Consider the following 25,418-nt stretch of genomic DNA (forward strand, 5'->3'; position numbering starts at 1 on the left):
TAGTCATGCCAATCCAAAAGGAGGCTAAAGACTATGTCAATAGATCACACACTTAACATGCTTGAAACATTGAAATATTATTGTGACTCTGAAATCACTCAGACCTTTTCAAATGACAAACAGCAGGTTTTATCTGTATGTTACTTGAAAAACAATCATTCTTTTGAAATTACCTACACAGAAACAAATATAAAGAAAAATTTCCGCCACATAGAATCAGCAGCAGAAGCAATCGAAAAAGCCTTAAGGTGATTAAAACATCCTTAAAGCTTTTTTTGATTGTTCTCTTCCATGTGATTTTCGAGATGCAGGATACTATTCCCCGTATCTTTTCATTTAGGAGAAATCATACTGCAACCTAAATCAATCAAACGTTTGATTGACTTTTTTCTGTCTGTTATACGGCTTTCTCAGACTCAAAAACTCTCATAATTTCCTTGCTGTCTTTTGTCAGTATGTCTTTCACATTTAGTCCAAACCATTTCCAGAGAAGCATCCATTTCCATTAAATTCGAAGTCTCTTAAGAACATCCTGTAATCTACCGCTCCTTCAAATAATGAAACTATGCCCTCCCTGCTGCACCTGGAAAGGCACGGGACTGAAAGCTTAATAGATAGCAAACACATAAAAAAATGCCCATTCAAAAATCCCTTTATGAATGGGCATTGCACTTTATTTAACTTCAGCTGGCTCACGGTATTGCTTCTGGCCCAATGAATGATAGACATCCTGACGGCTATCAATAATATATTCCGGCTTCGGCTTGCCGCGGTTTGCCTTGTGCCCAGCAATATGTACATCACTTGTTTCCCACGCCTTCCAGGCTTCTTCCGATTCCCAGCGAATCATGACGGCCACTTCTTCGTCCCCGCTGCGCTGTTTCTTCTTTAAAACATTCAAATCAATAAATCCGGGCTGCTCTTCGATTATTCCTTCCCCTGCAAAGCGCTCGATTAACTTATTTGAATGGCCTTCTTTCACCATAATTGTTTTTAATTGAATAAACATATCTGTTCCTCCCCTGCTTCTTTTCTGTTATTATAATTGATAACGATTTTCATTTTCAACTATCTTAAAAAATAGATTCATTATTTCCTTGGTTTATAGTATCTTTAGATTATCGAATTAATCAGAAAACGGGGCCTAAGTATGTGGAAAAATAAAAATGTATGGATTTTATTAACCGGGGAGTTTATAGCAGGGCTGGGCTTGTGGCTCGGTATAATAGGGAATCTAGAATTTATGCAGGAAAAGGTTCCCTCAGATTTTCTAAAGTCGCTTATTTTGGCTGGCGGATTGCTGGCAGGGATTGCTGTGGGACCCTGGGCAGGAAGAATAACTGACCAAATCAGCAAGAAAACGGTCATGCTGGCTTCTGGCTTCGCCCGGGCATTGAGCGTTGTTTTTATGTTAATTGCCATACAAACCGGGTCAGTCTGGTGGATGGTTATTTTTCTGGTATTCCTGCAAATCTCAGCAGCCTTCTATTTTCCAGCTCTACAGGCTGCCATCCCGCTGGTTGTGGAAGATAAGGACCTGCTGCAGCTGAATGGAGTCCATATGAATGTGTCCACTCTTTCCAGAATATTAGGTACTGCTTTAGCTGGCGTTTTGTTAGTTATCTTGCCATTATCAATGCTTTACATCGCTTCGCTTGTGGCCTATCTAATTCTCTTTATAATCACCTTTTTTATGGATTTTGAAGAATCCTTCTCAAAGGAAAGCACAGGAAGAAAATCAGCGAAAGGCGGCGGAGGATTCAAGGAAGTATTCCCAATTATTCAAGGTCTGCCCATTGTGTTTATGACATTGATCCTTACCTTGGTTCCGCTTCTGTTCCTTGGCGGATTTAACTTAATGGTCATTAATATCAGTGAGCTTCAAGACAGCTCATCCATTAAAGGCTTAATCTATACGGCAGAAGGACTCGGCTTCATGCTTGGCGCATTCATTGTCAAACAACTCAGCCAAAAACGTTCGCCTTATGCGATCCTGTTTTTCTTCTCCTTCATCATCGGACTATCACAGCTGCTTCTGTACTTTGCAGATGTGCCTGTTCTATCCATCTTGGCTTTCTTTATTTTTGGATTTGCGGTCGGCTGTTTCTTCCCGACTGCCGCCACCATTTTCCAAACAAGAGTGCCCAAGGAATTTCACGGAAGATTCTTCTCCTTCCGAAACATGCTTGACCGTGTAACTTTTCAGATTGTCCTGCTTCTGACTGGATTCCTGCTGGATGCAGTCGGCCTTCAGTTAATGGTCGTGATCTTTGGAATACTGTCGCTGATCATGACGGCAGCATTCTTTGCTAAATTCAGGCAAATTAGGACAGAAATTCAGGTAAAAGAAAAGATCAGTACGTAAAAAAAACCGGTCCACATCGTGTGGGCCGGTTTTTCACTGATATTCCGCCTTAATTCCAGGCATTTTTTCAGTTTAAGTGCGGATAGACTTATTTTATGTCCGGATAAAATTTTTTCTGTGTGCATTACCCAGTTTTATGTGCGGATAAAAAAATTTATGTGCGCTTAGTTTTTACCCTAGTGCACAAGCTGCTTCACCAATTCCCGATTCCGTTTTTTAAAGACATCATTATGGGAAGAAACCATCGCAGCTGCGGCAGCATCCGGTTCAATATACTGCTTCGCTTTGTTTACTGCATTGGCAGCATCCTGGAATGCCCCGGCAATTAAGTGAAGTTTGCCGTCATGCTTAAGGATGTCCCCTGCAGCATATAGCCCTTCAACCGACGTTTCGCTGTTAGCATTGCCTGCAATATAGAAATCTTCGAGCATTTCAATATTCAGATTGCTATTTTTTAAGAGTTCCGTATCCTGTTCATAGCCATGATTAATTACTACTTCATCAATCTGCAGATAAGAAACTTCCCCTGTTTCATTATTCGTCAATTCCACCTGTTCAATTTCCTCATGATTTCCGCCGGCAATTAATTTTGTGATGGACGTATGGTTAATGCAGATAACCGAACTATTCATAAGCTGTGATACCTGTGCTTCATGCCCAGTCAAAGCATCTCTCCTGCATGTGATGTATACCTGCTTGGCAACGGGTTCCAATTCATTTGCCCAGTCTACTGCAGAATTTCCTCCGCCCGAAACAATTACAGTCTTATCTTTAAAATGTTTAAGCGATTTGACCGTATAATTCAGATTGGAAACTTCAAAACGCTCTGCCCCTTCTATCTTCAGTTTTTGCGGCTTTAAAATTCCGCTTCCAACAGCGACAATGACGGTTTTCGAATAGTGTTCTTCTCCAGAAGAGCCTTTTAAGACAAATAGACCATCTTCATTTTTGGCAATGGATTCTACCTTTTCATTAAGAACAACCGTTGGATTAAACGTTAGTCCCTGCTCCACCAGCTGTTCAATCAGTTTTGCCCCTGGTGTCGGGGTCAGGCCGCCCACATCCCAGATCATTTTCTCCGGATATACATGAACTTTACCGCCAAGCATTGGCTGAAACTCAATCAGCTTTGTTTTCATTTTCCTTAATCCGCTGTAGAAAGTAGAATAAAGACCCGCAGGTCCGCCTCCAATAACCGTCACATCAAACACTTCAGCATTTTTCATTTTCCGTTCACTCCTATAACCAATTACTATTGATTATCATTCTCATTTCAACTATACGACCTTTCTACTCCTTTGACAATGAAATTTTTTCTGAATACTTTTCCTTTAAAATACTATTGACATAAAAATCAGATAGACTTATAGTAAAAAAGAACCGATACTGATAATCATTATCAGTAAAATATATTCTCAACTAAACGGAGGTTACATAATGGTCCGCCTATATACAGATGGCTTGAACATTGGATATAGTGAACGCTTGATTGTAAAAGACCTAAGTGTCCAGATTCCCGATAAGAAGATCACGACTATCATCGGCCCGAATGGCTGCGGAAAATCAACCCTTTTAAAAGCGATTACACGAATCATTTCTCATCAATCAGGCACTGTCATTTTGGACGGCGAGAACATTTCAAAGGAAAATACAAAGATCCTCGCCAAGAAAATGGCGATTTTGCCGCAAACACCCGAAAGTGCAAGCGGTTTAACAGTGGGCGAACTGGTCTCATACGGTCGCTTTCCTTATCAGAAAGGATTTGGCAGATTAACGAAAAGGGACTATGAAGTCATTGATTGGGCTCTTGACGTTACTGGGATCAAGGATTTCAAATTTCGTCCGGTTGATGCCCTTTCCGGCGGCCAGCGACAGAGGGTCTGGATCGCAATGGCTCTTGCTCAGGAAACAGACATCATTTTCCTTGATGAACCAACCACTTACTTGGATATGGCCCATCAGCTTGAGGTTCTTGAGCTTCTCCAAAAGCTGAACCAGGAACAGGAACGCACCATTGTAATGGTCCTTCATGATTTAAACCAGGCAGCCCGTTTTGCTGACCATATCGTTGCATTAAAAGATGGTGAAATTGTTAAATCAGGAAGCTATGAGGAAGTCATTACACAAGATGTCTTAAGGAAAGTGTTCAATATTGATGCAGTCATCGGACGCGATCCCCGCACAAACAAGCCAATGTGTATTACTTATAATTTACTAAAAGGAGAAAATCAACATGAAGAAACTATTGATCCCGTTTACGATCTTGCTGCTTCTGCTTATTAGCGCCTGCGGCAATACAGAGCAAGGAGAATCAAAAGAAGCAGAACCAAAAGAAGATAAAAAATCAGGCACCTTTACTTATGAATCTGAAACCGGGCCGGTTGAAGTACCGGCTGATCCTAAGAGAGTCGTCCTCCTTTCCGGGTTTACAGGAAATGTAATGCAATTAGGTGTAAATATCGTCGGTGTGGACACATGGTCCAAGAATAACCCCCGTTTTGAAGAAGAATTGAAAGATGCTGAAGAAGTATCTGAAGATAACCTTGAAAAAATAATAGAATTAGAACCAGACCTGATCATTGCATTATCTACTGTAAAAAACTACGATAAACTTAAGGAAATTGCACCAACAGTAACTTATACATGGGGTAAATTAGATTATCTGTCACAGCATGAGGAAATCGGCAAGCTTCTTAATAAAGAAGAAGAAGCAAAGAAATGGGTAGCAGACTTTAAACAGCGTGCTGAAGCAGCTGGTGAAGACATCCGTGCGAAAATTGGCGAAGATGCAACCGTTTCTGTTTTTGAAATCTTTGATAAACAGCTTTATGTGTTTGGCGATAACTGGGCACGCGGAACTGAAATCCTGTACCAGGCAATGGACTTAAAAATGCCTGAAAAAGTGAAGGAAATGGCTCTTAAAGATGGGTATTACGCTATTTCCACAGAAGTTCTTCCTGAATATTCCGGAGATTACATTATTCTGAGCAAATACTCTGACGCTGACCATTCGTTCCAGGAAACGAATACGTACAAAAATATCCCTGCTGTAAAAAATAACCGCGTCTTTGAAATGGAAGGCAATGGTGCTTCCTTCAGTGATCCTATCACACTTGATGCACAGCTGGAGTTCTTTAAAGAATCATTTTTAGGAAAGTAATAATGCAGGAGGGATTCTTATTTTGAGGAATTCCTCTTTCCTATTTAGAAAAGCGGAAGCGCCTTATCAATTCTGTTATTATAAGAACAGCGCAAGGCTCCCGCCTGTCAGCTGGAACTAGACAGTTTTCGAAGTTTAAGGCAGTTCTGATCCCATAAAGAAAGATGAGAGTACAATGACAAAAGATGCTCAACCCTTCATTCCATTTATCTATAAACTCGCCGCAGGCTTTGTTATCTTTGCCGGCATGTTTGTGGCTGCGTGTGTGTTTGGAGCTGCGGATGTCACGGTCAGAGATGTTTGGCTGGCGCTTGCTTCCAATGCTTCTGGAGAAAAAATTTCGATTATTCGTGAAATCCGGCTGCCGCGTGAAATTGCTGCGGTCTTCGTTGGAGCTGCACTTAGCATTTCCGGGGCCATTATGCAGGGAATGACAAGAAACCCTCTTGCAGACCCAGGCTTACTCGGATTAACGGCTGGAGCAAATGCCGCACTTGCATTAACTCTTGTGCTCATTCCTTCAGCAAATTACATAGGGATTCTCTTCGCCTGTTTTATCGGTGCAGCGGTCGGAGCTGGGCTGGTTTTCGGCATTGGCGCCATGAAAAAAGGAGGGTTTTCTCCAATTCGGATCGTATTGGCCGGTGCCGCGGTTTCCGCCTTCCTTTTCGCAATAGCCGAAGGAGTCGGCATCTATTTTAAAATATCAAAAGATGTCAGCATGTGGACGGCAGGCGGAATCATCGGCACATCCTGGAGCCAGCTGCAAGTAATTGTCCCGGTTATTTCCATTGGCATTCTTGTTTCGCTTTTTCTGTCCAAGCAGCTGACTATCTTAAGCTTAAATGAGGAAGTGGCAGTAGGCCTGGGGCAGAATACATCTCAGATTAAGACCATCCTATTCATCTTAGTGACCCTGCTTGCTGGCGCATCAGTGGCACTCGTTGGAAATATGGCTTTTATCGGGCTGATGGTGCCTCATATTGTCCGTGCTATTGTAGGTACAGATTACCGTTTTATTCTTCCTATGTCTGCCCTGACAGGAGCTGCTTTTATGCTTCTGGCCGATACACTCGGGAGAACCATCAATGCTCCTTACGAAACACCGGCAGCAGCTATTATCGCTGTTATGGGGCTTCCTTTCTTCCTGTTTATTGTTCATAAAGGAGGTAAGGCGTTCTCATGATTCAGCCAGAGTTAGTAAAAAAACAGCGAATTTTAATGGCTGTTTTATCAGCACTCATTATTGTTACCATTGTGATTGGAATGGGATTAGGCTACGCCTCCCTTTCATATGACCGATTGATCCCGACTATTATGGGACAGGGCACATTTAAAGAAGAATTTGTGTTATTCTCCATTCGGCTGCCGCGTGTATTTATCACTGTCTTGGCCGGCATGGCACTCGCATTATCCGGTGCTATTTTACAAGGGATTACACGCAATGACCTGGCAGATCCAGGCATCATTGGCATAAACTCCGGTGCCGGGGTTGCTATAGCGGTTTTCTTTCTGTTCTTTCCGATTGAAGCTGGGACTTTCATATACATGCTGCCTTTATGCGCATTTTTCGGCGCTTTACTTACTGCAATCCTCATCTATGCTTTTTCCTATAAAAAAAGCGAGGGGCTTCAGCCTGTAAAGATGGTGTTGGTCGGGGTGGGATTTTCCATGGCGCTTTCCGGTGTCATGATTGTCCTGATTTCTTCAGCAGAAAGAGAGAAAGTCGACTTTATAGCTAAATGGCTATCAGGGAATATCTGGGGAACAGATTGGCCGTTCATTTGGGCACTCCTCCCCTGGCTTCTTCTGCTGATCCCATTTACTTTATATAAAGCAAACCGTTTGAATCTATTAAGCTTAAGCGAGCCTGTCGCCATCGGAATAGGAGTATCCATTGAAAAAGAACGGATCATCCTTCTGCTTACAGCCGTTGCATTGGCCGCTTCAGCTGTGTCGGTGACCGGCGGAATCGCCTTTATCGGCTTAATTGCACCGCACATGGCTAAAGCGCTTGTTGGACCGCGGAACCAGCTTTTCATTCCGATTGCTATTCTTTTAGGAGGATGGCTTCTCTTATTCGCCGATACGCTTGGCCGGAACCTGGTTGATCCTGACGGCCTGCCAGCCGGCATTATGGTTGCGCTGATCGGTGCTCCTTATTTCATGTATTTACTGTTAAAAAAATAGCTGATTAAAAAGATGTGTTCGCACGTCTTTTTTTCTTTTTAAATGTAATAGTAATATATTAATTTCTTAAAACCATGTTTCTTCCTGCTTTTTTCAGGGCAATAGATACAGTGTATATTTGGAAATCTATAGCATAGGAGGAATTTAGATGTTTTTTCATGTAAAAGAATTGCAATTTGAAGCTAAGCCGGAACGTCCGGATCCCGTTTTTGCCAAAAAGCTTCAGGAATTGATCGGCGGCCAATATGGTGAAATGACGGTTGCCATGCAGTACATGTTTCAGGGCTGGGCAACTCGTGGAAATGAAAAGTATCGCGACCTTCTGCTGGATATTGGGACTGAAGAAATTGGACATGTGGAAATGCTCGCAACAATGGTTGCCAGACTAATGGACGACGCCCCTGTTAATCAGCAGGAAGAAGCAGCAAAGGATCCGGTGGTTGGAGCGATTATGGGCGGAATGAACCCGCAGCATGCCATTGTCTCCGGACTTGGTGCCCGTCCGACTGACAGTGTAGGGAACCCTTGGATGGGCACTTATATTACAGCCAGCGGAAATTTATTAGCAGACTTCCGTTCAAACTTGAATGCAGAGTCCCAGGGCCGTCTGCAGGCTGCACGTCTCTATGAAATGACTGATGATAAGGGCATTAAAGATCTGCTTTCAGTTCTGATTGCCAGAGACGCTTACCACCAAAACCAATGGGCTGCTGCGATTGCGGAGCTTGAAGAAAAAGAAGGCCTGCTCGTCCCCAGCACCTTCCCTCGTGAAAAAGAACGCACAGATATCTCTTACACACTCTACAACCTATCAGCAGGCGAAGAAAGCAGCACAGGCAGATGGGCACAGGGCCCTGCTCTGGATGGCCAGGGAGAATACAAATATGTAAGCAATCCAAAGCCTGAGGGGGACAAGCCTATGCTAAAGCCTGCACCACCAAACCTCCATAACACATTACCGATGGATTAATAATAGATTTAACAAAACAGGCTGAATCATCAGCTTGTTTTGTTAGTTCAATCAAACGTTTGATTGAATTGGACATTGCTTTCCTCTTTAATATCCGTCCTCTCCATTGACTTCCTTCAGATTTTTTATATGATAAAACCATCCTACCCTTAGACATGAATGGAATTTTCCTTACATTTACTCTGAACATTAAGGTTACCCTCACTATAAAAGGGGAATGAAAATAAGTGATACACCTCCGGAAAGGATCTAGTTTGCATGATTTATTTTTTTACCGCCGTACTGATTATATTTATTAGTTACGCAGTTTTGCCCACTGTACTCATACGATCGCTGAATTGGGGAATTGTAAAAGAAATATCCGAACCAAATTCCATTGCTTTAACCTTTGATGATGGACCGGATCCACAATATACAGCGAGGCTTCTGGATGTCTTAAAAAAGCATGAAGCAAAGGCAGCCTTTTTCGTTGTCGGGGAAAATGCAGCAAAGCATCCATTGCTGCTTAAAAGAATGCAGGAGGATGGACATACAATTGGCATCCATCATTACCGGCATATCTCAAGCTGGTTCCTTTCACCGGGATGTTTAAAAAGACAGCTGGAGCAAACAAAAAAAATTATTGAAGAAACGATTAATGAAGAGGTCTATTTCTATCGTCCGCCATGGGGACACTTCAATTTATTTACCCTCTGGATGGCTAGAAAGTATAAGATTATTATGTGGTCGGGCATTTTCAAGGATTGGAAAATTCGGCATATCAGGGACACCCTTTCAGAGTCGCTGGCAAATGAAACCGTGCCTGGCCGGATTTTTCTACTCCACGACAGTGGTGAAACTCTTGGCGCAGATCCCCATGCACCTGAATATATGATTGGCCATCTGGACCAGTATTTGCAGCAGGCAGCACTAAAAGGGATCCATTTTGTTTCTTTAAAAGAAGGATATCAGGGGCATCACACATGAGTACTGAAACAATTATTGAATTTATTTCGTCCTACGGGTATTGGATTATCTTTTTATTTTTATTTTTCGGGATTGTCGGCATTCCTGCTCCGGAAGAATCGCTATTATTTCTTATTGGCGTGTTAATTGGAAATCACAAGTTAAGCTTTGCCGAATCTGCAGTCTGTGCAGAAGCAGGTGTGCTGCTTGGGATGCTTTCAGCGTATTGGATCGGTAAAAAAGCAGGTACACCTTTTCTCAAAAAATATGGCAGATATATTGGGATCACGGAAAAAAGATGGAATACCGCCCAGAAAAAATACTTGGAGAATCATCGTTTTATGATCTTTGCGGGTTTTTATATGCCGGGAATACGACAGATAAGTCCTTACTTTGCCGGCATATCCAAAGTTCCTTTTCATCAGTACCTTCTATATTCTGCAGCAGGCTCCCTTAGCTGGGTGCTCCCTATAATTGCCGCGGGATACTTTGCCGGAAGCTTATTTGATATAAATCCTGAATATGTGCCATATCTGGGGATTGTGTTATTATTTGTATTCGTAATCTACATGCTCTTTAAGTATGCAAAAAATAAATTCAAGTGATAGAAAGGAGGGTATTATGAAAGTTCTCCTGCTCCCTTTATTCCAATTCCCCACAGGACATTCCAAAGTTGCCAAAACACTTCAGGACAATATTCAAAGCCAATATCCTGATGCGGAAATCAAAGTAGTCGACTTTCTTGCCTATTGCAGTGACAAGCTTGAAAAGCTGGTCTCAGGTATATATTTAAAAGGGTTCCTGGGTGCCCCTTTCCTTTACAGGGCATTATATTACACCATTATGTATAAACAGCATCCTTTTAAATTGCAGCCTGATTTACAGGTTCTGTCCTATTACTTTGAAAGAAAGATGCAGAAGTTTCTTGATGAAGAAAATCCGGATTTAATATTTTGCACTCATTCCTTTCCATCTGGAATCATCAGTTCACTAAAGCAAAAGGGACGATACCGGGACGTCACTGTGGTCAATGTATACACGGACTTTTTTATTAATGATATATGGGGAAAACGCGGAATTGATTTTCATTTCGTTCCTCATCCTGAGGCGAAGGAAAAGCTTATCAGAAAGCACCACATTCCTGATGAGCAAATTTTTGTAACGGGCATTCCGGTTCATTCAGCCTATCACCTCCCGGTTCCATTTAAGAAAGATAACCGGATACGCCATATCCTGGTTGCAGGAGGAAACAGCGGCTTAGTAAACTGTGATTTTATAGACGCTATGCGGAAGGTTCCCCATATTCGATTTCTGATCCTTTGCGGAAATAATGACGAATTATATAGCTCACTCCAAGCACTTAATTCAAAGCAGATCGAGCCCATTGGATATATTGATGACCCTTTTGAAATGAACCAGCTATATAATAAAGCGGATGCTATTTTGACCAAACCGGGCGGAGTTACAATTAGTGAAGCACTGCAAAAGAAACTTCCGATTCTGGTCCATACCTCACTCCCCGGACAAGAGGAAATTAATTTGGACTATTTGCTTGAGAAAAATCTGGTGCTTGTCATTAATGACAAGCACCTTGCTGAACAGCTTAATAATGAAGAAGCTATACTAAGCCTAAGAAAACACATTGAATCCTATCTGGCAAAAGTTTATTGCCCATTGGACTATGCCATCTTCATTTCAATTAAAAGCACCGGCAGAAAAACGCCTGAAACTGTACATTCCATAAGAGCTATCCCAACTTTAAAGTGAAACTTCAATCTGCTGGGCTTTAGAAGTAAGACTCCCGATAAATAAATTACAGCCTGGAATTTCCAGGCTGTTTTCCATTTCAATCAAACGTTTGATTGATCAAACCCTCTTCATAAAGAATATCCTCAATACCAGGGCCATTTCCTTGGTCATCCATGTCCTCACAGCCAACCGAAAAATAGGTATACGAATATTCATATCCATCTCCCTGTACACCGCCTGATCCGCCATGTGAAATACAGCTTTCTGATATCGCTTCACGCTTCCCCTTTTCATCCACATAATAGTACAAGTCATCAATATATCCTTCACTTTGCGGTAAAGAGGTAATGGCATATCCTCTATCATTCACCCGAACTACATCGTATTTCCCTTCTGTCTCAGGCTTAGGGGCATTCTCTATTTCATGAACAATTCTTACCTGACCTGTATACCCTTTTGGAATCAGGTAAAGATCATGAGTTTTTTCTTCCAGATCAGCCTGCTGGAGCATCCAAAAAGATCCCATTGGCAGCAGGAAAGTGACTAGAAGACCTGCTGTATTCAAGGCAACCCTCCTGCCCCCTGGCATCTCGCGGTCCCATTTCCGCCACTCGTCCACTAAAAAGAAAAGCACCGAAGCAATTAATACGTAAAAAGCAAACCCTTCCATAATAAAATAAGTGAGCGAAGCCAAAAAGGTATGTATAAAAGCCGCCGCTGGAAACCGCCATACTGCTAGATTTTTAGTAAAAAGCTCAGAAAGCAGCGACACTGGAACACCGTATATCACATTTCCGAAAAGGCAGTATAAAAAAATGATAATCAGGAAGAAAGAAAACAGCCCCCCTTCAGAAAAGAAAAAGAGAAGCCAAAAACCAAATGTAAAAAGAATAGAAGCCTGCAGGGCCGTTTTTAATTTTAATCTCAGCATAAGAATAAATTAACCTCCTCTTTTTTTGTGAATAATTTCACATGTTAGTATACATACAAGGTATTTCCCATACTTACTATAATAAGTAATATCATTAACCTTTCATTTTCAACCTGCACAAAATTTATGCAGGCGCCCTGCTTCCCTAACTAACAGATCCTTCCTCGATCACCTCTATTGCCCACCCGATTCCTTCTTCTACCATCTTTTCCGGAGGGTTCGTGTGTGGAGTGTATTCCATGACAAAAAATACATCCTTGCATTCTTTAGCTAAAAAATCTATCAGCTTCTTAATTTTATGATGACTGCTATCATTCTCATGAGATGGATGCACAGGCACCCAAATATATTTATCACCCTGGTATTCAACATTATGTAAATGAACCACTCTCACAAACTCGGACCATTTTTCTATATAATTTATGGCCTCCTCGCCTGCGGCCAATATATAGTCCCCTATATCGACACAGAGGCTAAGTCCGTATTTCTTCCATGTCTCTACAGGAAAGCGGTCAAGATAATGAATCCCTGCTGGCGATTGCTTGAATCCCAATTTAGGTTCACACACAATCATAATCCCATATTTTCTTTGAAGCGCACTGAGTTTCTTGAGTCCCTCCTCAATGATCTCTGCCGGATTCCCACTGGTTTCCTTTTTAAAGTAATGGAAGTGCACCAATATGTATTCAGCTCCAAGCCGGGAGATTCTTTCCACTTCCGTCTCAAATTGGACCCAGGCTTCCTCCGGATTCATACCGATCTTTTCCAGCAGATCGTATTTGCTTTGTCCCCGGAAAAGAGGCGAATGAAGACCAAAGCTTTTGTTTGTTTTGCCCAGCATTTCAATAAAACAACGGAAGGATTCCTCATCTTGAAATTCGCCTATCTCAATATGCGGCAAATGACGTTTAAAAAGTTCATGAAACAGCTTGCTGTCTGACCAGATGACACTTCCCGATATCCCTATATGATGAGCCATGATATCCCCTCTTTTATATATTCTTATAACAATCTTATCATACCCCCATGTAACATATTGGAAAATGGTACCGTCTAATCATTAAAATAAATGAGGAGGCTTCTATGATAAAAAGAGTGTGCGCTTCCATAATCGGAATACTGTTATTATTCATTCTTTTATTTCGAGGCGGAATCATTCTGGATTCCATCGGCATTCATTTTGAAAATCCTTTGGCTGCCAAAATAGCAGTGCCTGCTGATTATTCAAAAGCCGATTCAAATCAAAACGGCATTGCCGATCCGCTTGATATGGTCCTGACAGCCAGAAAAGAAGTGGATCAGCGTACGCAATATAAAAGTGCCTACTATGCGGGGGGCTATCCGCCCGATGGCGAGGGTGTCTGTACAGATGTGATTTGGAGGGGATTCCAGGGGGCTGATGTTTCTATAAAGGATCTTATTGATCAGGATATTGCCGAGAATACGGACTTGTATTCAAGAGTGAAGGGCAGTCCGGATCCAAACATTGATTTCAGGAGGGTGCCAAACCAGAATGTCTTTTTTAGCCGCTTCGCAAAGTCATTAACAACAGAACTGATTCCAGGAGATGTTAAGAACCTTCAGAAATGGCAGCCGGGTGACATCGTGGTTTTCCTTTCTCCTAAATTCGACCATGTTGCAATCATTTCTGACAAACGGACAAAAGATGGCATTCCATACGTCATACATAACTCCACACCATTTGCAGCGGAAGTAAAACTCTCTTCTTTTAAGACTCCTATTACCGCTCATTACAGATGGGATTTTGAAAAAACGCCTGCACTGCCATAAAGCAGGTGCAGGCGTTATTCTTATTAAATAAGAAAGTATAAAATTTTGAACTTCGATAACTGTCTGGCTACCCCCTCAAGGTCACAAGCTTGTCTAGTTGCGGATCCTGAGCAGCCGCCTCCACATTTTGGGCAAGCCACCCAAAAGGCAAAGAACGCCTTTCCGGGAGGCTCGTCTTGTGCTTGAGGCCCACAGGACAAGGAAGGCTTCGACAGCTTAAACATCGCACGACCGAAAGCGACAGCTTTTGGGAGGATGTGGGTCATTCACAGACGTTGCCACAGGACGTGGTGCTCTTAGTCTGCGTTCCTTTTTGAGCGAGGCGCTTGCGCTTTTCTTATCTTACTGCTGCAGGATTGCCCGCCGGCCACTCTTCGCAGGTATAAGCCATCTCCCAGAAGCCAAGCTCCAGCTGGCAGCTTTTTCGGAAAGCATCCTTCATTCGCTGCCTTTCTTCCGGTGATGCCGCATCAGCAAGCTCATCCAAACGGTTTCTCATATTCATGGTCACAGCTTCGACCCTTAAATTTGCATAAAATGAGATCCATGGATAAAACGGATGGTTCTCATCTGGCTCATATTGCTTCATGAGCTCAAGCCCAATCTCCCAATAAGTCCATGGACAAGGCAATAATGCAGCAAGGATTTCACCCATGCCGCCGGTGTGGGCATGATACATCATATGCTTAACATAATGATCAGCTGTTGGAGGGAGCGGATAACCCTGCAATGCTTCGTAACCCACGCCAATCTGCTGGCAAAAATTATGGTGGGGATGTACTTCGCTGTTCAATACGAATTCTATCTGCTGATTAAAATAAGCAATATCCTTACGCTCTGCTGACTTCGAAATGGCAATACCATAAATATGCATGAACGCATTCAAATACTCAAAGTCCGCTTTAATATAATGGGCCAGTGCCTCTTTCGGCACGTCCCCTCTCCCGATACCCTGGACAAATGGGTGCTCAAATATCAGCTGAAACAAATCTTCATTTTCCTTGCGCAGAATCTCTGAAAAAGTCATAAAAAATAGCCTCCTTATTAATTACAGAAGCTGCCGGGGAAAAAGCATGAGGATATATAACGAGGTCCTCACTGCTTCCCTGCGCTGGCATTATCCAGATCAGGTTCCAAGGGACAAAGGAAAAGCTCCTTATCTCAGCCGTAGCGCCCCTAGCAGTTTTCTTATTTTAAATTTTTTACCGATTTTCTAACTTGACGTTTTTCGCTCATAAGTTTTGGATTTCGCTTTTAACTGTTGAAAATCGCTCATAAATTTTGAATTTCGCCCATAACTCTTGAGAATCGCTCATAAATTTGAATTTCGCCCATAACTCTTGAAAATCTCTCATAAATTTTGAATTTCGCCCATAACTCTTGAAAATCGCTCATAAATTTCGAATTTCGCCCATAACTCTTGAAAATCGCTCATAAATTTTAAATTTCGCCCATAACTCTTGAAAATCGCTCATAAATTTTAAATTTCGCCCATAACTCTTGAAAATCGCTCATGAATTTTAAATTTCGCCCATAACTCTTGAAAATCGCTCATAAGATCAGCTTGCTATGCTGATCTCCTCTTATCTGCTTACTCATCTAGCTTCTCAGGCCCAAAATCATCACATATTCTGAACCAAGTTCTTCTCTTTAACCTTCGCCAAAACCATCCAGCCTATGGCCGCACCGGTAATGCTGCTGACCAGGAATGGCGGCACAAAGAAGAATGCCCCAGCTGCGCTCCCCATGAGAACCTTTGCAAAAGGGACTGCAAACAATGCACCGATTATGCCGGTACCTACCACTTCTCCAACAGCAGCCCATATTTTCCGGCCGAACTTCAAATAAAGCACACCTGCCAAAAACGCACCGATCATGCCGCCTGGAAAGGCAAGCAGCGTCCCGAATCCAAGCAAATTACGAAGCAGGCCAATCATAAATGCCACAGCTGCTGCAGGCAGGGGTCCAAGCGTCACCGCTGCCAATACATTCACCGCATGCTGGACCGGATAGGCCTTGGCTATGCCTGCCGGAAACCAGAGCAAATGGGATCCCAGTGTCCCAATTGCCACAAATAAAGCCATCGTAGTTAACAATCGGGTTCTGTTCATTTAAACCTCCTTTCTAAATGGCCGCCTGATTGCTTATCAGGATGAGAAGTATGTATACAAAAAAGCCAGATTCCCATAAGGACCTGGCTTGGTTTAAGTATATGAATTGACATATAGTCAAATCCTACTTCCCTCCGCTGGCATTAACCAGATCAGGTCCATAAGAGTCAGAAAGCTATAACGCGCTTTCCTCTCAGCCCGCACATTCGGGGCACCCCTAGTAGTTGCATAGATATTTAGTTTGATAAGCTATCTCAAGCTTAACAAAATATTCAGTCGCTGTCATCATTCTTTTTGCTTAAATACATTTCTTGATGGAATGGAATAGGGGCTCTTCAATTTCTGCTGAGAAACTATCTAATTAGCTGCAGACCTGCCAGCTCCTTTAGACTCCCCACTCCTGCCAGAGAAAGCGACACTTTCGTTTCTTCAATAAAGTTGGCAAGCACATTTTCAACTCCAGCCTGCCCGCCAATCGCCAAACCGTACACATACGGCCGTCCCAGGCAAACTGCGTCGGCTCCTAATGCCAGTGCTTTGACCACATCGGAACCGCGGCGAATGCCGCTGTCAAACAATACTGGAATTCGTCCTTTGACTTCCTTCACGATCGGTCCAAGCGCATCAATCGCCGCAATCACTCCATCAAGCTGCCTGCCGCCATGATTGGAGACTATGATTCCGTCTATCCCCTTTTCAACGGCCAGCCTGGCATCTTCCGGATGGAGAATACCCTTTAATAGAATCGGCAGACTTGTTTTCTCTCTTAACCTTGCAATATGCTCCCAGCTCAATGTTGGATGATGGATATTATCAAGGATTCCCTGAACTACATCACCGTCATGGAGAGTGGCCATAAAGACTGGATCGCTCTCATAGTTTGCTTTTCCATAGCCGAGCTTTAAAGGTGAAAAATTGTTTCTTAGATCAGCTTCCCTCCACCCCATCATCACCGTATCTACTGTTAACACAATCGCTTCATAGCCTGATGCCTCCGCCCGGCGCACCATACTGAACGCAGCATCTTCATAATTGGACCAATATAATTGGAACCATTTTGGACTCGTGCCTGTTGCATCAGCGATTTCTTCAATGGAATAACTGGATACCGTGCTCTGGATAAAAGGAATTCCAAACGAAGCTGCTGCACGGGCAGATGCAAGCTCTCCCTCACTGTGTTCAAGGCGCTGCATTCCTATAGGTGCCAGGAAAACTGGATAAGGATATGTTTTTCCAAATAAATTCACACTTGTATCCGGTACTGATACATCTCTAAGCATTCTCGGCACAATTGAGTATTTTGCAAAGGATTCGATATTCTTTTTCAGCGTTTCTTCTCCGCCTGCTCCTGATTGGACATAGCCAAATCCGCCAGCTCCCATCACTTTCTCTGCTTCTTTTTCCAGTTCCTTAAATGAAATAGGAAAGTTTTCTGCGAAACTAATATTCTCTACTTTTGACATATTCCAGCCCTGCCTTTTTTTGAATTTATTGAAAATAATAACACTTTTTTGGATTTTAAGAAACCATGTAATAAAATCATAAATTCGCAGTAATGCAGCCTTTCCTATACAAATTAAGCTCAATAAGCAGGGATTTCACAAAAAATCGTGAATAAATATTTTAACTTAATGAAATTGGAGTGTACAAAATGCAAATCAAACAGCCTTTTGATGATTTTCTGAAATTCCATTACGAAAGAGTCAGTGAAAGCAAAATGAAAGTTACTTTGCCAATCCAGCCGCTCTTTATTAACAGCGCAGGGCTGGTTCATGGAGGCATCATTTCCACTCTTGCGGATGTAGCGATGGGGAATATTTTCGAGCCGGATGAAAACCAGATGCAATCCGTAGTAACAGCTGATTTAAAGGTCACTTTCCTAAAGGGTGCGACAGGTGAATTTCTTATCGCCAATGCTCACCTTGTGAAAAGAGGGCGCACCCTCAACCACACAGACTGCCTGATTTATAACGACCAGGATCAGCTGGTTGCCAAAGCATCGGGAATCTTCGCATCTATCTAGAGTGATCCTATCGATGCCTGAATAGTTTCGCTGACAGAGATAGGAGAAACAACCATTAAAGGTTACAGACAATCTTAATAGTTCCTATTCTTCTTCTTTTTATACAAGTGAGATACACTGTAGAATACCCCTATCACAGCCGAAACGACTAATAAAAGCTGTGAGCCAGATAAAGATAAGGCATTGGCCCATGAAAGTGAGTATGCCAGCAGCAAGGAAGTTGCCATTTTGGAAATAGACGCAATTCCCAGGAACTTTTTAAATGAAACACCACCTATACCTGCTCCAACACAAATGATCTCATCTGGCAATATCGGAATAACAAACAGCAGCATTAATATGGTGTTTTCATTTCTCTCCATGTATTTTTGGTATTTGATCAGATGCCGCTCATTAATAAACCGAGCTACAAGCTTTAATCCTCCTATCCTTGCAGTCAAGAACATAACAATAATCCCCGAAAGTGTACCTGTGAATCCAAGAAAGGCAGCAGCAGCGGGACCGAAAACGGCACTTCCGGCAGGCAGTGTTACGGCTTCAGGAATCGGCAAAAGAATGGGCTGTAAAAAGCAAACCAAGAAAAAGATGAGCTTGCCCTCCGCTTCATATTCCCTCAGCATTCTCTCAAACCCATAGGCATCAGTCAGAACAAGTATCTTTGTTAAATAAAAGGTCATAAAAACAATTAACAGCAGACTGAACATATAAATCAGTGCCAGTCTGCTGTATTTCAATCGGGATAACTTGCCTGCAGCAAAAAAGTAAAAGTCCATCACTAATATGACAGCCATGCCTGCAATCATAATCCATTTATAAACCGGCAAAAGTGTCGGCATATAATTAAACAATGTATACAATGCTATTAAAATGATAAGTCCATGAAAACTAACTTCAATTTTTCCATTCATACATTTTCCCCTTCTTGCTTTTCTTAACTATAGTTTAGAGGATAATACTAGGAGGATTAAGCTCCCTTAGCATTAAAATAATCTAAGGCCAGAGACTTAAATATAAAAAAAGCAGGACTTATCCTGCTTTTTTTAATACTCTATCTCATCATAATCCTTAGGCTGCGGAACCGGCTGATCCCCTTTATATTTTCCAAACTCATTGACAAGTTCCCTCTCTTCTTTTGGGCCTTGTGTCTGTTTCTTATTTTGCTCATCTTTTCTAGACAACTCATTCGCTCCTTCCTTATAGTTCTTTAAATTAATATGTACTCATTACTTTCATTTCACGCATAATTAGAAGGATTTTTCCTGCACTCTGTGCAATAGGTAAAAAACAGCAATAGAAAAGGAGGATCCAAATGTTTATTACAGGCGCATGTAACGTGCTGCATAGAGGTCAATAAAGAAAATAAACCTCAAGCCCTGCTGCTATTTACAGACCATGCCGATAGATACAGCCATTTCCCCATTTATAAAGTCATTTAACAACATGGGAAAAAGGTTGAACAACTGAGATTAAAACCATTCAGATTAATAATAAGAAGGAGATTCCCATGATAAAATTAGAACCTTTTACAGAAAAAGATTTCAATTTGCTCATCAGCTGGATCAGCACACCAGAATTAATGGTTCAGTGGAGCGGTGCCCATTTTAAATTCCCCCTTAATCATGAGCAGCTTGCTAAGTATATAAGCTCTGCAAACCTGGAAACCAGCTCGGAATATATCTACAAAGTTATGGCAAACGATGAAATCGTCGGTCACATTTCCCTTGGCAGAGTTGACCGTATCAACGAAACTGCGAGGATCGGCAAGGTTTTCATCTGCCCCGCAGCACGGGGGAAAGGGTATGCTTCAGAAATGATTCATCAAATCCTGAACTTAGCGTTCCAAGAGCTGAAATTAAATAGAGTCAGTCTCGGGGTTTTCGATTTTAATTTGCCTGCTATTAAGATTTACGAGCAGGCAGGGTTCCAAAAAGAAGGACTTCTTAGGCAGACCAATAAAGTTAGAAATATATATTGGAACTTGATAGAAATGAGCATCCTGAAAACTGAATGGCAGGCAAGCCCCGGGCTCATGGGTATTCAATCAAACGTTTGATTGAATGATCATCTACATAAAAAAAGGCGGATATACTCCGCCCCGCTTGATTCAGCTTGCTTTTTCTTCAGCCGGCACTTCCTGTTTTTCCTTGGAAAGGAACCATCCAGCTAGTGCTATTCCAATTAAGACTACATAGAAAGTAACTTTCCATTCGGTCGACTTGGCAAATCCTTCAGGCAGGATCGCCAGCGCCGGATGGGACATGGTATAGACAGCCAATTTGACACCAACCCAGCCGACAATACCAAATGCTGCAACCTCAAGTCCAGGTCTCCTGTGAAGCAGATCCACAAAGAGGTTTGCAGCAAAACGCATAATGATCAATCCGATCATACCGCCTGCAAAGATGACAAAGAACTTTCCGCCGTCAAGTCCGCCTATATGGCCAAGTCCTGAATCCGGAAGAGCCACGGCGAGAGCTACCGCTGCCAGAATGGAATCTACAGCGAAAGCTATATCAGCCAGCTCAACTTTAAATACTGTCAGCCAAAAACCAGATTGTTTCTTTTCTTTCGTTACTCCTGCTTCTTCCTCGCCTTTTTTCACAAGGAATTTTCTTAATATGTGATTAGCCGCGATAAACAGAAGGTATAGTGCTCCAATGGCTTGAACCTGCCATACATCTACTAAATATGAAATCGCAAATAACGATCCAAAGCGGAAAACAAACGCTCCAGCCAACCCGTAAAATAAAGCCTTCTTCCTCTGCTCCTCCGGAAGGTGCTTAACCATAATCGCCAGCACCAGCGCGTTATCAGCAGCCAATAAACCCTCCAGCGCCACAAGCAGCAGCAATACCCATCCATATTCAAGTATTAATGATAATTCCATCTAAACACCCTCCCTTATTTCACCTTTGTGTATTTTTCGTCTAAACGTTTTTCAATTTTGGCCAGCAATTCTTGATCTCTCATCAGCTCTTCTTTGTTTTTCTTAATTAATTCTGCAAATGATACTTTAGCTTTTTTCATCTTGGTCCCCTTTCTTTCTATTTATTAAGTATTGAAAGCTTCGCACTGTTTCCCTGCAGTTATGTCGATTGAGGATTTCCATTGCCAAGCTATATCAGGCAATAAAAAAACCTCTACCAGCAAGCGGTAAAGGTTTAAAAAAACAAAAAGACCTTTACCCGAAACAGGCAAAGGTCTTGCTAACAACGTTAAGGTTGCCAACAAAGCCGGGAGCTCTTAACTCCGAAATGACGACTCTGCTGTAAAAGCTACTCCCCTTTAGGAGAAACTATTCAACTATACCCTAATCATATTCTATTTTTCTTAAGGTGTCAACTCTTATGCAAATCTGTAATAAACCAGAATGAAGGTCGCAAGGACGAAAATAAAGTTCAGGAAAACAAACACAAATTGATCAGCCTTGGTTTTATGAAGCTTAATAGGCGGGTTATAGAAAGACACTCCTTCAATGATGAAGATAATCAGCACAATATGGATCATAAAATGGCCGATTACTTCTGTCATTCCAAACAGCATCGTGGTTGTAATAAAAATAACCGTCACCACGAAGCCAACTACCCGATTAAGGATCCCTACCACTAGAAGGTAACCGACAACAAACTCAATGAAGGCAGCCATAACAACGAATGCAGCCGGTGCAAAGCCGAATGTGGGAACTCCATGATTGGCTACAATATCGAGAGACATGCTTGGATATACCCATTTTTCAACAGCTACCCAGCATAAAGATAAACCTGTGCCTAAATACAGGAATGGAAAGCCAACCTGCTCAAGCTTTGTGCTTCCGACCAGCAAGACTCCAATAATGGCAACATAATATCCATAATCAAGCATATGGAAAATGCCATTCTGTAGGGTAACGTACACAAATAGCCCAAATAAAATAACGGCTCCGGCCTTTGTAGAGATGTGATGCGGAATAAGCAGAAAGCCAATCGCTATCCAAGTTAGAATCATTGCAATCGTATTGGTTAAATGAAATTCAGGCGCAAATAATGTTCCATTCGTCGCCTGTATTATTAATGCCGCGGCTGTACCATACTTAAGGATATGCCTGCTGTATTTGCGGAATCCCGAGAGCCAGTCATCCAGCTTTTTAACCTTGCCCCATTGCGCTGTCCTTGGGATAATCAATGTCAGCATCGCAAGTACAATAGCAGCTGTCAGTGCCAGTCCCATAAATAATGGTGATAATATATTTTCAATCGTTTCTTTTTGAGGCGTCACATTCGTGAACCATTTCACATGTGCGTTTGCAAAAAAAGGCGTCATGACCAACCCTGCTATTAATGAAAACTGGAATATTTTTTTCATGATGATCGGGCCTCCCTGATGGCATTTTAGATAAACAATATAAGTACAGTATTAATATATAATACCTTTCATTCCAGTGGATTATTCAAAAATGAACAATATGTGAAACCATTCACAAATTGTCCCCAATAAAAATACAGGCTCATTCGCTTCGCCTGTATTTTTATTCCCTACTTTTCTTTTTTTAGAGCTGAAAGTACCGGCTTTTTCTCTTCATTCTTTCCCTCATCAGAAACTAAATCCTTTGCCGCGCTTTTAAACTCCGTTAAGGTCCGCCCAAATGCCCTCCCGATTTCGGGAAGCTTGGATGGCCCAAATATGATTAAGGCAATGACAAGAACCAGAATTAAGCCTGGAATGCCAATGTTGGATATCATCTTCTCACCGTCCCATTAATGTAATACCTTTTCTCGCTTTTTCTTAAGCTGCTTTTCATGCGCCTTTGAGTGAGCTTGATGGCGATCTTCTTCCACCTCAGAAGAGATTCCAGCTCCCTGAGGTACAGCAGATGCCGATACCTGCTTCAAGCCAGCCTGATCTTTTTCAAAAACAAATGATGCTCTTGTTGAAATATCAGCTCCAGGCTCTGTTACGAAAGGAAGAACCCGATAATCTGCACGCCATTGCTCTGGTGTTACCCGGCAGCGGACATAGCCTCTATAATTATTAAAGAACTTAATATGCGGATTTTCTGCAAGCGTCTTTTCCGTATCCGCTCTCACATCTGATCCGTTTCCTCCTGATGTGATAGAGGTTCCGACAAATTCGGCCCCAATTAGCTTTGCATTTGGATCATTATAGTCTGTTAGAATATTGGAAGCCCAGCTTGCATGAACATCCCCAGTCAGAACAATCAGGTTTCCGATATTGTTTGAAACAGCAAAATCAGCCAAACGCTTTCGGGCAGCAGGGTAACCATCCCATGCATCCATGCTGAACTTCGGCGAAGCAATTGTCCCGAAATTTCTCTGGGCAAAGAACACCTGCTGTGCAAGTACATTCCAATGCGCATTGGAGCTGGCTAGATTGCCTTCCACCCACTGTTCCTGTTGATTGCCAAGAAGAGTGCGGTTCGGATCAAGCGACTCCGGTGTATGAGGCTTGCTGCCATCCCCATTTGCCTGGTCATCCCGATATTGCCGGGAGTCAAGCACAAGGAATGACGCTAGGCTGCCATAGCTGAAATCCCTATACAGCTGCATACCATCACCATTTGGCATGGAAGATAATCGGAGCGGCATGTGCTCATAGTAAGCCTGATAAGCAGCAGCACGGCGTTTAATGAACTCTTCAGCTGACTGGCCTTTCTCTGGAATCCCTGCTGCATAGTTATTTTCCACTTCATGATCATCCCATGTTACTACCCAAGGGAAAGCGGCATGCGCTTCTCTCAGATGCGGATCCGTTTTGTACTGGGCATGGCGATTCCGATAATCTTCGATAGAGATAATTTCCGGCCCGCTATGATGGCGGACGTTTCCTGTTGGTGAAATATATTCATTTGGTCCATATTCATATATGTAGTCGCCAAGGTGAATAACAAAATCCAGATTTTCCTTTGCCATATGCTGATAGGCTGTAAAAAATCCATGTTCATACTGCTGGCATGAAGCAAATGCAAATGATAGCCCTGAAACTTTGGCTCCCGCAGCCGGAAGCGTCTTTGTTTTGCCGATTGGGCTTAATTCATTGCCGCTTTTAAAACGATAATAATAGACAGTGTCCGGCATTAAGCCTTCTGCCTCCACATGCACGGAATGCGCCAAATCCGGCACTGCCATTTCTGTTCCGCGCTTAACAACTGTTCGGAAGTGTTCATCTGCAGCAACCTCCCATTTGACTGGCACCGCATGATGAGGCATCCCGCCTCCATTAAGCGGATCTGGTGCAAGCCTTGTCCATAAAACCACACTGTCCGAAAGCGGATCTCCTGATGCCACACCGAGGGTAAAAGGATATTTGCTGAACTTAGGAGCAGCATCAACTGTTAGATTACCTGCCCCTAATGACTGCGCCAAAGCCAGTGCAAGCGAAAAACCGGCTATTTTTCCTGCACCAGATAGAAAGCTCCGGCGGTCAATATCCCTCTTCAAGTTCTCTTCATTAAACTTCCTAATTAAATCATCAATCGATCTCTCATGTCCCATTTTTCTTCACCTCTTAACTCAATCTGGATTCACAGTTGATTATAAGAGGCTATTTTTAAAGCAATATGAAGATATGTAAAGGAGAATGACAATACCTCTGCCTATTTCATCAGGACTTTGTAAGGATTTGGTTGTTCATTCAACCCATAATCCAGACTTGCAGCCAAAATGCCTTTGTGCCCCTGTATCATTTGTCCCAGCTATTTTTACAATATATACATAGAAGATTAACGAATCCTGTCAAAATCTTTTAGTTTACTAATCTATAAATAGTGTTTATGATGATAGTTATAATATTGAAAAGGGGTGAGGGAATGAAAAAAATGAAGTTACTGCCACTTTTAATGCTGTCTGTATTTTTATCCTTCCTCATCACCCAATACCCTGGTGTCCATTTTAATGATATTCCTATGGACCAAAGCAAAGCAGTAACGGTTTCGGATTTTAACGAGAGCTTTCTATTAAAAGATGACCCTAAAAAATATATCTTCACACAGGGTTTGCTTTCTTTAGCCATCACAAACCTAACCATTATTCTTTTTGTATACAGTGCCCTGCACATCATCGCCCGCAGAAAAAAGATATTTTATACCCCCATCTTCTACGAGGCGAATTATGTAATCCACACTCCTTAATTGTCCAACAAAACAATTAAAGGAGGAAACGAATAATGTGGATTCGATTCTTAATGATTG

Annotated in this window: 28 protein-coding genes and 2 riboswitches; of the genes, 14 read left to right on the forward strand and 14 right to left on the reverse strand. The window is 42.2% G+C overall.

What is annotated here, in order from left to right; translation table 11 throughout:
* Positions 1-33 precede the first annotated feature (33 nt).
* The gene (locus DFO72_RS24245; protein ID WP_009335878.1) at positions 34-252 is read left to right on the forward strand and encodes a hypothetical protein; all 219 of its coding nucleotides are present in this window, start codon (positions 34-36) and stop codon (positions 250-252) included.
* Between the two features lie 421 nt (positions 253-673).
* Here DFO72_RS24245 and DFO72_RS24255 read toward each other — a convergent pair whose 3' ends face one another.
* A complete protein-coding gene (locus DFO72_RS24255; RefSeq protein ID WP_113884859.1) occupies positions 674-1,009 on the reverse strand; it encodes an antibiotic biosynthesis monooxygenase family protein in 336 nt (111 codons plus the stop codon).
* 141 nt (positions 1,010-1,150) lie between these two features.
* Here DFO72_RS24255 and DFO72_RS24260 point away from each other — a divergent pair, with 141 nt between their 5' ends.
* A complete protein-coding gene (locus DFO72_RS24260) occupies positions 1,151-2,365 on the forward strand; it encodes an MFS transporter (RefSeq protein ID WP_113884860.1) in 1,215 nt (404 codons plus the stop codon).
* A 176-nt stretch (positions 2,366-2,541) separates the two neighbouring features.
* Here DFO72_RS24260 and DFO72_RS24265 read toward each other — a convergent pair whose 3' ends face one another.
* Positions 2,542-3,591, reverse strand: coding sequence for an NAD(P)/FAD-dependent oxidoreductase (locus tag DFO72_RS24265; protein ID WP_113884861.1), 1,050 nt, complete (start codon positions 3,589-3,591; stop codon positions 2,542-2,544).
* Between the two features lie 211 nt (positions 3,592-3,802).
* Here DFO72_RS24265 and DFO72_RS24270 point away from each other — a divergent pair, with 211 nt between their 5' ends.
* The 8 genes from DFO72_RS24270 (at position 3,803) to DFO72_RS24305 (ending at position 11,397) form a co-directional block, all read left to right on the forward strand.
* Positions 3,803-4,648, forward strand: a complete 846-nt coding sequence (locus DFO72_RS24270; protein ID WP_113884862.1) for an ABC transporter ATP-binding protein — start codon at positions 3,803-3,805, stop codon at positions 4,646-4,648.
* Entirely contained in the window at positions 4,599-5,525 is a 927-nt protein-coding gene (locus DFO72_RS24275) for an iron-hydroxamate ABC transporter substrate-binding protein (protein ID WP_113884863.1), read from the forward strand. The genes DFO72_RS24270 and DFO72_RS24275 overlap by 50 nt, the downstream gene beginning before the upstream one ends.
* 175 nt (positions 5,526-5,700) lie before the next feature.
* Complete coding sequence (locus tag DFO72_RS24280) at positions 5,701-6,711, forward strand: FecCD family ABC transporter permease (protein ID WP_113884864.1); 1,011 nt, start codon at positions 5,701-5,703, stop codon at positions 6,709-6,711.
* Positions 6,708-7,715 (forward strand): FecCD family ABC transporter permease, encoded by a 1,008-nt coding sequence (locus DFO72_RS24285; RefSeq protein WP_113884865.1) that lies wholly within the window; start codon positions 6,708-6,710, stop codon positions 7,713-7,715. The genes DFO72_RS24280 and DFO72_RS24285 overlap by 4 nt, the downstream gene beginning before the upstream one ends.
* Before the next feature lie 148 nt (positions 7,716-7,863).
* Complete coding sequence (locus DFO72_RS24290) at positions 7,864-8,685, forward strand: manganese catalase family protein (RefSeq protein WP_113884866.1); 822 nt, start codon at positions 7,864-7,866, stop codon at positions 8,683-8,685.
* Positions 8,686-8,943: 258 nt separating this feature from the next.
* Positions 8,944-9,651, forward strand: a complete 708-nt coding sequence (locus DFO72_RS24295; protein ID WP_113884867.1) for a polysaccharide deacetylase family protein — start codon at positions 8,944-8,946, stop codon at positions 9,649-9,651.
* Positions 9,648-10,235: a DedA family protein gene (locus DFO72_RS24300; RefSeq protein WP_113884868.1), complete on the forward strand. Its 588-nt coding sequence runs from the start codon at positions 9,648-9,650 to the stop codon at positions 10,233-10,235. Before DFO72_RS24295 ends, DFO72_RS24300 begins: the two co-directional genes overlap by 4 nt.
* Before the next feature lie 16 nt (positions 10,236-10,251).
* Entirely contained in the window at positions 10,252-11,397 is a 1,146-nt protein-coding gene (locus tag DFO72_RS24305) for an MGDG synthase family glycosyltransferase (protein WP_113884869.1), read from the forward strand.
* A 79-nt stretch (positions 11,398-11,476) separates the two neighbouring features.
* Here the strand turns inward: DFO72_RS24305 and DFO72_RS24310 are convergent, their stop codons facing one another.
* Entirely contained in the window at positions 11,477-12,310 is an 834-nt protein-coding gene (locus DFO72_RS24310; RefSeq protein WP_113884870.1) for a DUF6843 domain-containing protein, read from the reverse strand.
* A 145-nt stretch (positions 12,311-12,455) separates the two neighbouring features.
* On the reverse strand, positions 12,456-13,289 hold the full coding sequence (locus DFO72_RS24315) for a TIM barrel protein (protein WP_113884871.1): 834 nt from the start codon (positions 13,287-13,289) through the stop codon (positions 12,456-12,458).
* Positions 13,290-13,393: 104 nt separating this feature from the next.
* Here DFO72_RS24315 and DFO72_RS24320 point away from each other — a divergent pair, with 104 nt between their 5' ends.
* Positions 13,394-14,101, forward strand: a complete 708-nt coding sequence (locus tag DFO72_RS24320) for a DUF1287 domain-containing protein (protein WP_113884872.1) — start codon at positions 13,394-13,396, stop codon at positions 14,099-14,101.
* Between the two features lie 337 nt (positions 14,102-14,438).
* Here the strand turns inward: DFO72_RS24320 and tenA are convergent, their stop codons facing one another.
* From tenA to DFO72_RS24335, 3 genes are all read right to left on the reverse strand, one after another.
* Positions 14,439-15,128 (reverse strand): thiaminase II, encoded by a 690-nt coding sequence (gene tenA, locus DFO72_RS24325; RefSeq protein ID WP_113884873.1) that lies wholly within the window; start codon positions 15,126-15,128, stop codon positions 14,439-14,441.
* Positions 15,129-15,187: 59 nt separating this feature from the next.
* A riboswitch (TPP riboswitch) is annotated at positions 15,188-15,289 on the reverse strand.
* A 434-nt stretch (positions 15,290-15,723) separates the two neighbouring features.
* Positions 15,724-16,212 (reverse strand): energy coupling factor transporter S component ThiW, encoded by a 489-nt coding sequence (gene thiW, locus DFO72_RS24330; RefSeq protein ID WP_113884874.1) that lies wholly within the window; start codon positions 16,210-16,212, stop codon positions 15,724-15,726.
* 112 nt (positions 16,213-16,324) lie between these two features.
* Positions 16,325-16,441: riboswitch (TPP riboswitch) on the reverse strand.
* Positions 16,442-16,565: 124 nt separating this feature from the next.
* Positions 16,566-17,675, reverse strand: a complete 1,110-nt coding sequence (locus DFO72_RS24335) for an alpha-hydroxy-acid oxidizing protein (protein WP_113884875.1) — start codon at positions 17,673-17,675, stop codon at positions 16,566-16,568.
* A 188-nt stretch (positions 17,676-17,863) separates the two neighbouring features.
* Here DFO72_RS24335 and DFO72_RS24340 point away from each other — a divergent pair, with 188 nt between their 5' ends.
* A complete protein-coding gene (locus DFO72_RS24340) occupies positions 17,864-18,235 on the forward strand; it encodes a PaaI family thioesterase (protein WP_113884876.1) in 372 nt (123 codons plus the stop codon).
* Positions 18,236-18,309: 74 nt separating this feature from the next.
* On the opposite strand, the gene DFO72_RS24345 is transcribed toward DFO72_RS24340, so the two are convergent.
* Both DFO72_RS24345 and DFO72_RS29705 read right to left on the reverse strand, forming a co-directional pair.
* Entirely contained in the window at positions 18,310-19,143 is an 834-nt protein-coding gene (locus DFO72_RS24345) for a TVP38/TMEM64 family protein (protein ID WP_113884877.1), read from the reverse strand.
* A 132-nt stretch (positions 19,144-19,275) separates the two neighbouring features.
* Positions 19,276-19,413: a hypothetical protein gene (locus DFO72_RS29705; protein ID WP_163144854.1), complete on the reverse strand. Its 138-nt coding sequence runs from the start codon at positions 19,411-19,413 to the stop codon at positions 19,276-19,278.
* Positions 19,414-19,739: 326 nt separating this feature from the next.
* Between DFO72_RS29705 and DFO72_RS24350 the strand changes: the two genes are divergently transcribed.
* A complete protein-coding gene (locus DFO72_RS24350; protein WP_113884878.1) occupies positions 19,740-20,288 on the forward strand; it encodes a GNAT family N-acetyltransferase in 549 nt (182 codons plus the stop codon).
* A 51-nt stretch (positions 20,289-20,339) separates the two neighbouring features.
* Here the strand turns inward: DFO72_RS24350 and DFO72_RS24355 are convergent, their stop codons facing one another.
* The 5 genes from DFO72_RS24355 to DFO72_RS24375 all read right to left on the reverse strand — a co-directional run bounded on the left by DFO72_RS24355 (position 20,340) and on the right by DFO72_RS24375 (position 24,723).
* The gene (locus DFO72_RS24355) at positions 20,340-21,122 is read right to left on the reverse strand and encodes a TerC family protein (protein ID WP_113884879.1); all 783 of its coding nucleotides are present in this window, start codon (positions 21,120-21,122) and stop codon (positions 20,340-20,342) included.
* Between the two features lie 14 nt (positions 21,123-21,136).
* Entirely contained in the window at positions 21,137-21,262 is a 126-nt protein-coding gene (locus DFO72_RS24360; protein ID WP_113884880.1) for an FbpB family small basic protein, read from the reverse strand.
* Positions 21,263-21,580: 318 nt separating this feature from the next.
* The gene (locus DFO72_RS24365; protein ID WP_113884881.1) at positions 21,581-22,576 is read right to left on the reverse strand and encodes a hypothetical protein; all 996 of its coding nucleotides are present in this window, start codon (positions 22,574-22,576) and stop codon (positions 21,581-21,583) included.
* A 170-nt stretch (positions 22,577-22,746) separates the two neighbouring features.
* Positions 22,747-22,953, reverse strand: coding sequence for a twin-arginine translocase TatA/TatE family subunit (locus DFO72_RS24370; RefSeq protein WP_076258303.1), 207 nt, complete (start codon positions 22,951-22,953; stop codon positions 22,747-22,749).
* 15 nt (positions 22,954-22,968) lie between these two features.
* The gene (locus DFO72_RS24375) at positions 22,969-24,723 is read right to left on the reverse strand and encodes an alkaline phosphatase D family protein (protein ID WP_113884882.1); all 1,755 of its coding nucleotides are present in this window, start codon (positions 24,721-24,723) and stop codon (positions 22,969-22,971) included.
* 314 nt (positions 24,724-25,037) lie between these two features.
* Between DFO72_RS24375 and DFO72_RS24380 the strand changes: the two genes are divergently transcribed.
* Positions 25,038-25,358: a hypothetical protein gene (locus DFO72_RS24380; protein ID WP_113884883.1), complete on the forward strand. Its 321-nt coding sequence runs from the start codon at positions 25,038-25,040 to the stop codon at positions 25,356-25,358.
* The last annotated feature ends 60 nt before the right edge of the window (positions 25,359-25,418 follow it).

Source organism: Cytobacillus oceanisediminis, assembly GCF_004366035.1.
In the GTDB taxonomy this organism is placed as follows: domain Bacteria; phylum Bacillota; class Bacilli; order Bacillales; family Cytobacillaceae; genus Cytobacillus; species Cytobacillus oceanisediminis_C.

Bases quoted from the DNA above. Each gene is read 5' to 3' on its own strand.
- DFO72_RS24265 (WP_113884861.1), bottom strand. From the start codon at position 3,591: ATGAAAAATGCTGAAGTGTTTGATGTGACGGTTATTGGAGGCGGACCT.
- DFO72_RS24345 (WP_113884877.1), bottom strand. From the start codon at position 19,143: ATGAATGGAAAAATTGAAGTTAGTTTTCATGGACTTATCATTTTAATA.
- thiW (WP_113884874.1), bottom strand. From the start codon at position 16,212: ATGAACAGAACCCGATTGTTAACTACGATGGCTTTATTTGTGGCAATT.
- DFO72_RS24295 (WP_113884867.1), top strand. From the start codon at position 8,944: ATGATTTATTTTTTTACCGCCGTACTGATTATATTTATTAGTTACGCA.
- DFO72_RS24375 (WP_113884882.1), bottom strand. From the start codon at position 24,723: ATGGGACATGAGAGATCGATTGATGATTTAATTAGGAAGTTTAATGAA.
- DFO72_RS24355 (WP_113884879.1), bottom strand. From the start codon at position 21,122: ATGGAATTATCATTAATACTTGAATATGGATGGGTATTGCTGCTGCTT.
- DFO72_RS24305 (WP_113884869.1), top strand. From the start codon at position 10,252: ATGAAAGTTCTCCTGCTCCCTTTATTCCAATTCCCCACAGGACATTCC.
- DFO72_RS24320 (WP_113884872.1), top strand. From the start codon at position 13,394: ATGATAAAAAGAGTGTGCGCTTCCATAATCGGAATACTGTTATTATTC.
- DFO72_RS24360 (WP_113884880.1), bottom strand. From the start codon at position 21,262: ATGAAAAAAGCTAAAGTATCATTTGCAGAATTAATTAAGAAAAACAAA.
- DFO72_RS24310 (WP_113884870.1), bottom strand. From the start codon at position 12,310: ATGCTGAGATTAAAATTAAAAACGGCCCTGCAGGCTTCTATTCTTTTT.
- DFO72_RS24260 (WP_113884860.1), top strand. From the start codon at position 1,151: ATGTGGAAAAATAAAAATGTATGGATTTTATTAACCGGGGAGTTTATA.
- DFO72_RS24380 (WP_113884883.1), top strand. From the start codon at position 25,038: ATGAAAAAAATGAAGTTACTGCCACTTTTAATGCTGTCTGTATTTTTA.
- DFO72_RS24245 (WP_009335878.1), top strand. From the start codon at position 34: ATGTCAATAGATCACACACTTAACATGCTTGAAACATTGAAATATTAT.
- DFO72_RS24315 (WP_113884871.1), bottom strand. From the start codon at position 13,289: ATGGCTCATCATATAGGGATATCGGGAAGTGTCATCTGGTCAGACAGC.
- DFO72_RS24290 (WP_113884866.1), top strand. From the start codon at position 7,864: ATGTTTTTTCATGTAAAAGAATTGCAATTTGAAGCTAAGCCGGAACGT.
- DFO72_RS24280 (WP_113884864.1), top strand. From the start codon at position 5,701: ATGACAAAAGATGCTCAACCCTTCATTCCATTTATCTATAAACTCGCC.
- DFO72_RS24365 (WP_113884881.1), bottom strand. From the start codon at position 22,576: ATGAAAAAAATATTCCAGTTTTCATTAATAGCAGGGTTGGTCATGACG.
- DFO72_RS24255 (WP_113884859.1), bottom strand. From the start codon at position 1,009: ATGTTTATTCAATTAAAAACAATTATGGTGAAAGAAGGCCATTCAAAT.
- tenA (WP_113884873.1), bottom strand. From the start codon at position 15,128: ATGACTTTTTCAGAGATTCTGCGCAAGGAAAATGAAGATTTGTTTCAG.
- DFO72_RS24285 (WP_113884865.1), top strand. From the start codon at position 6,708: ATGATTCAGCCAGAGTTAGTAAAAAAACAGCGAATTTTAATGGCTGTT.
- DFO72_RS24370 (WP_076258303.1), bottom strand. From the start codon at position 22,953: ATGATATCCAACATTGGCATTCCAGGCTTAATTCTGGTTCTTGTCATT.
- DFO72_RS24340 (WP_113884876.1), top strand. From the start codon at position 17,864: ATGCAAATCAAACAGCCTTTTGATGATTTTCTGAAATTCCATTACGAA.
- DFO72_RS24300 (WP_113884868.1), top strand. From the start codon at position 9,648: ATGAGTACTGAAACAATTATTGAATTTATTTCGTCCTACGGGTATTGG.
- DFO72_RS24335 (WP_113884875.1), bottom strand. From the start codon at position 17,675: ATGTCAAAAGTAGAGAATATTAGTTTCGCAGAAAACTTTCCTATTTCA.
- DFO72_RS24270 (WP_113884862.1), top strand. From the start codon at position 3,803: ATGGTCCGCCTATATACAGATGGCTTGAACATTGGATATAGTGAACGC.
- DFO72_RS24350 (WP_113884878.1), top strand. From the start codon at position 19,740: ATGATAAAATTAGAACCTTTTACAGAAAAAGATTTCAATTTGCTCATC.
- DFO72_RS24275 (WP_113884863.1), top strand. From the start codon at position 4,599: ATGAAGAAACTATTGATCCCGTTTACGATCTTGCTGCTTCTGCTTATT.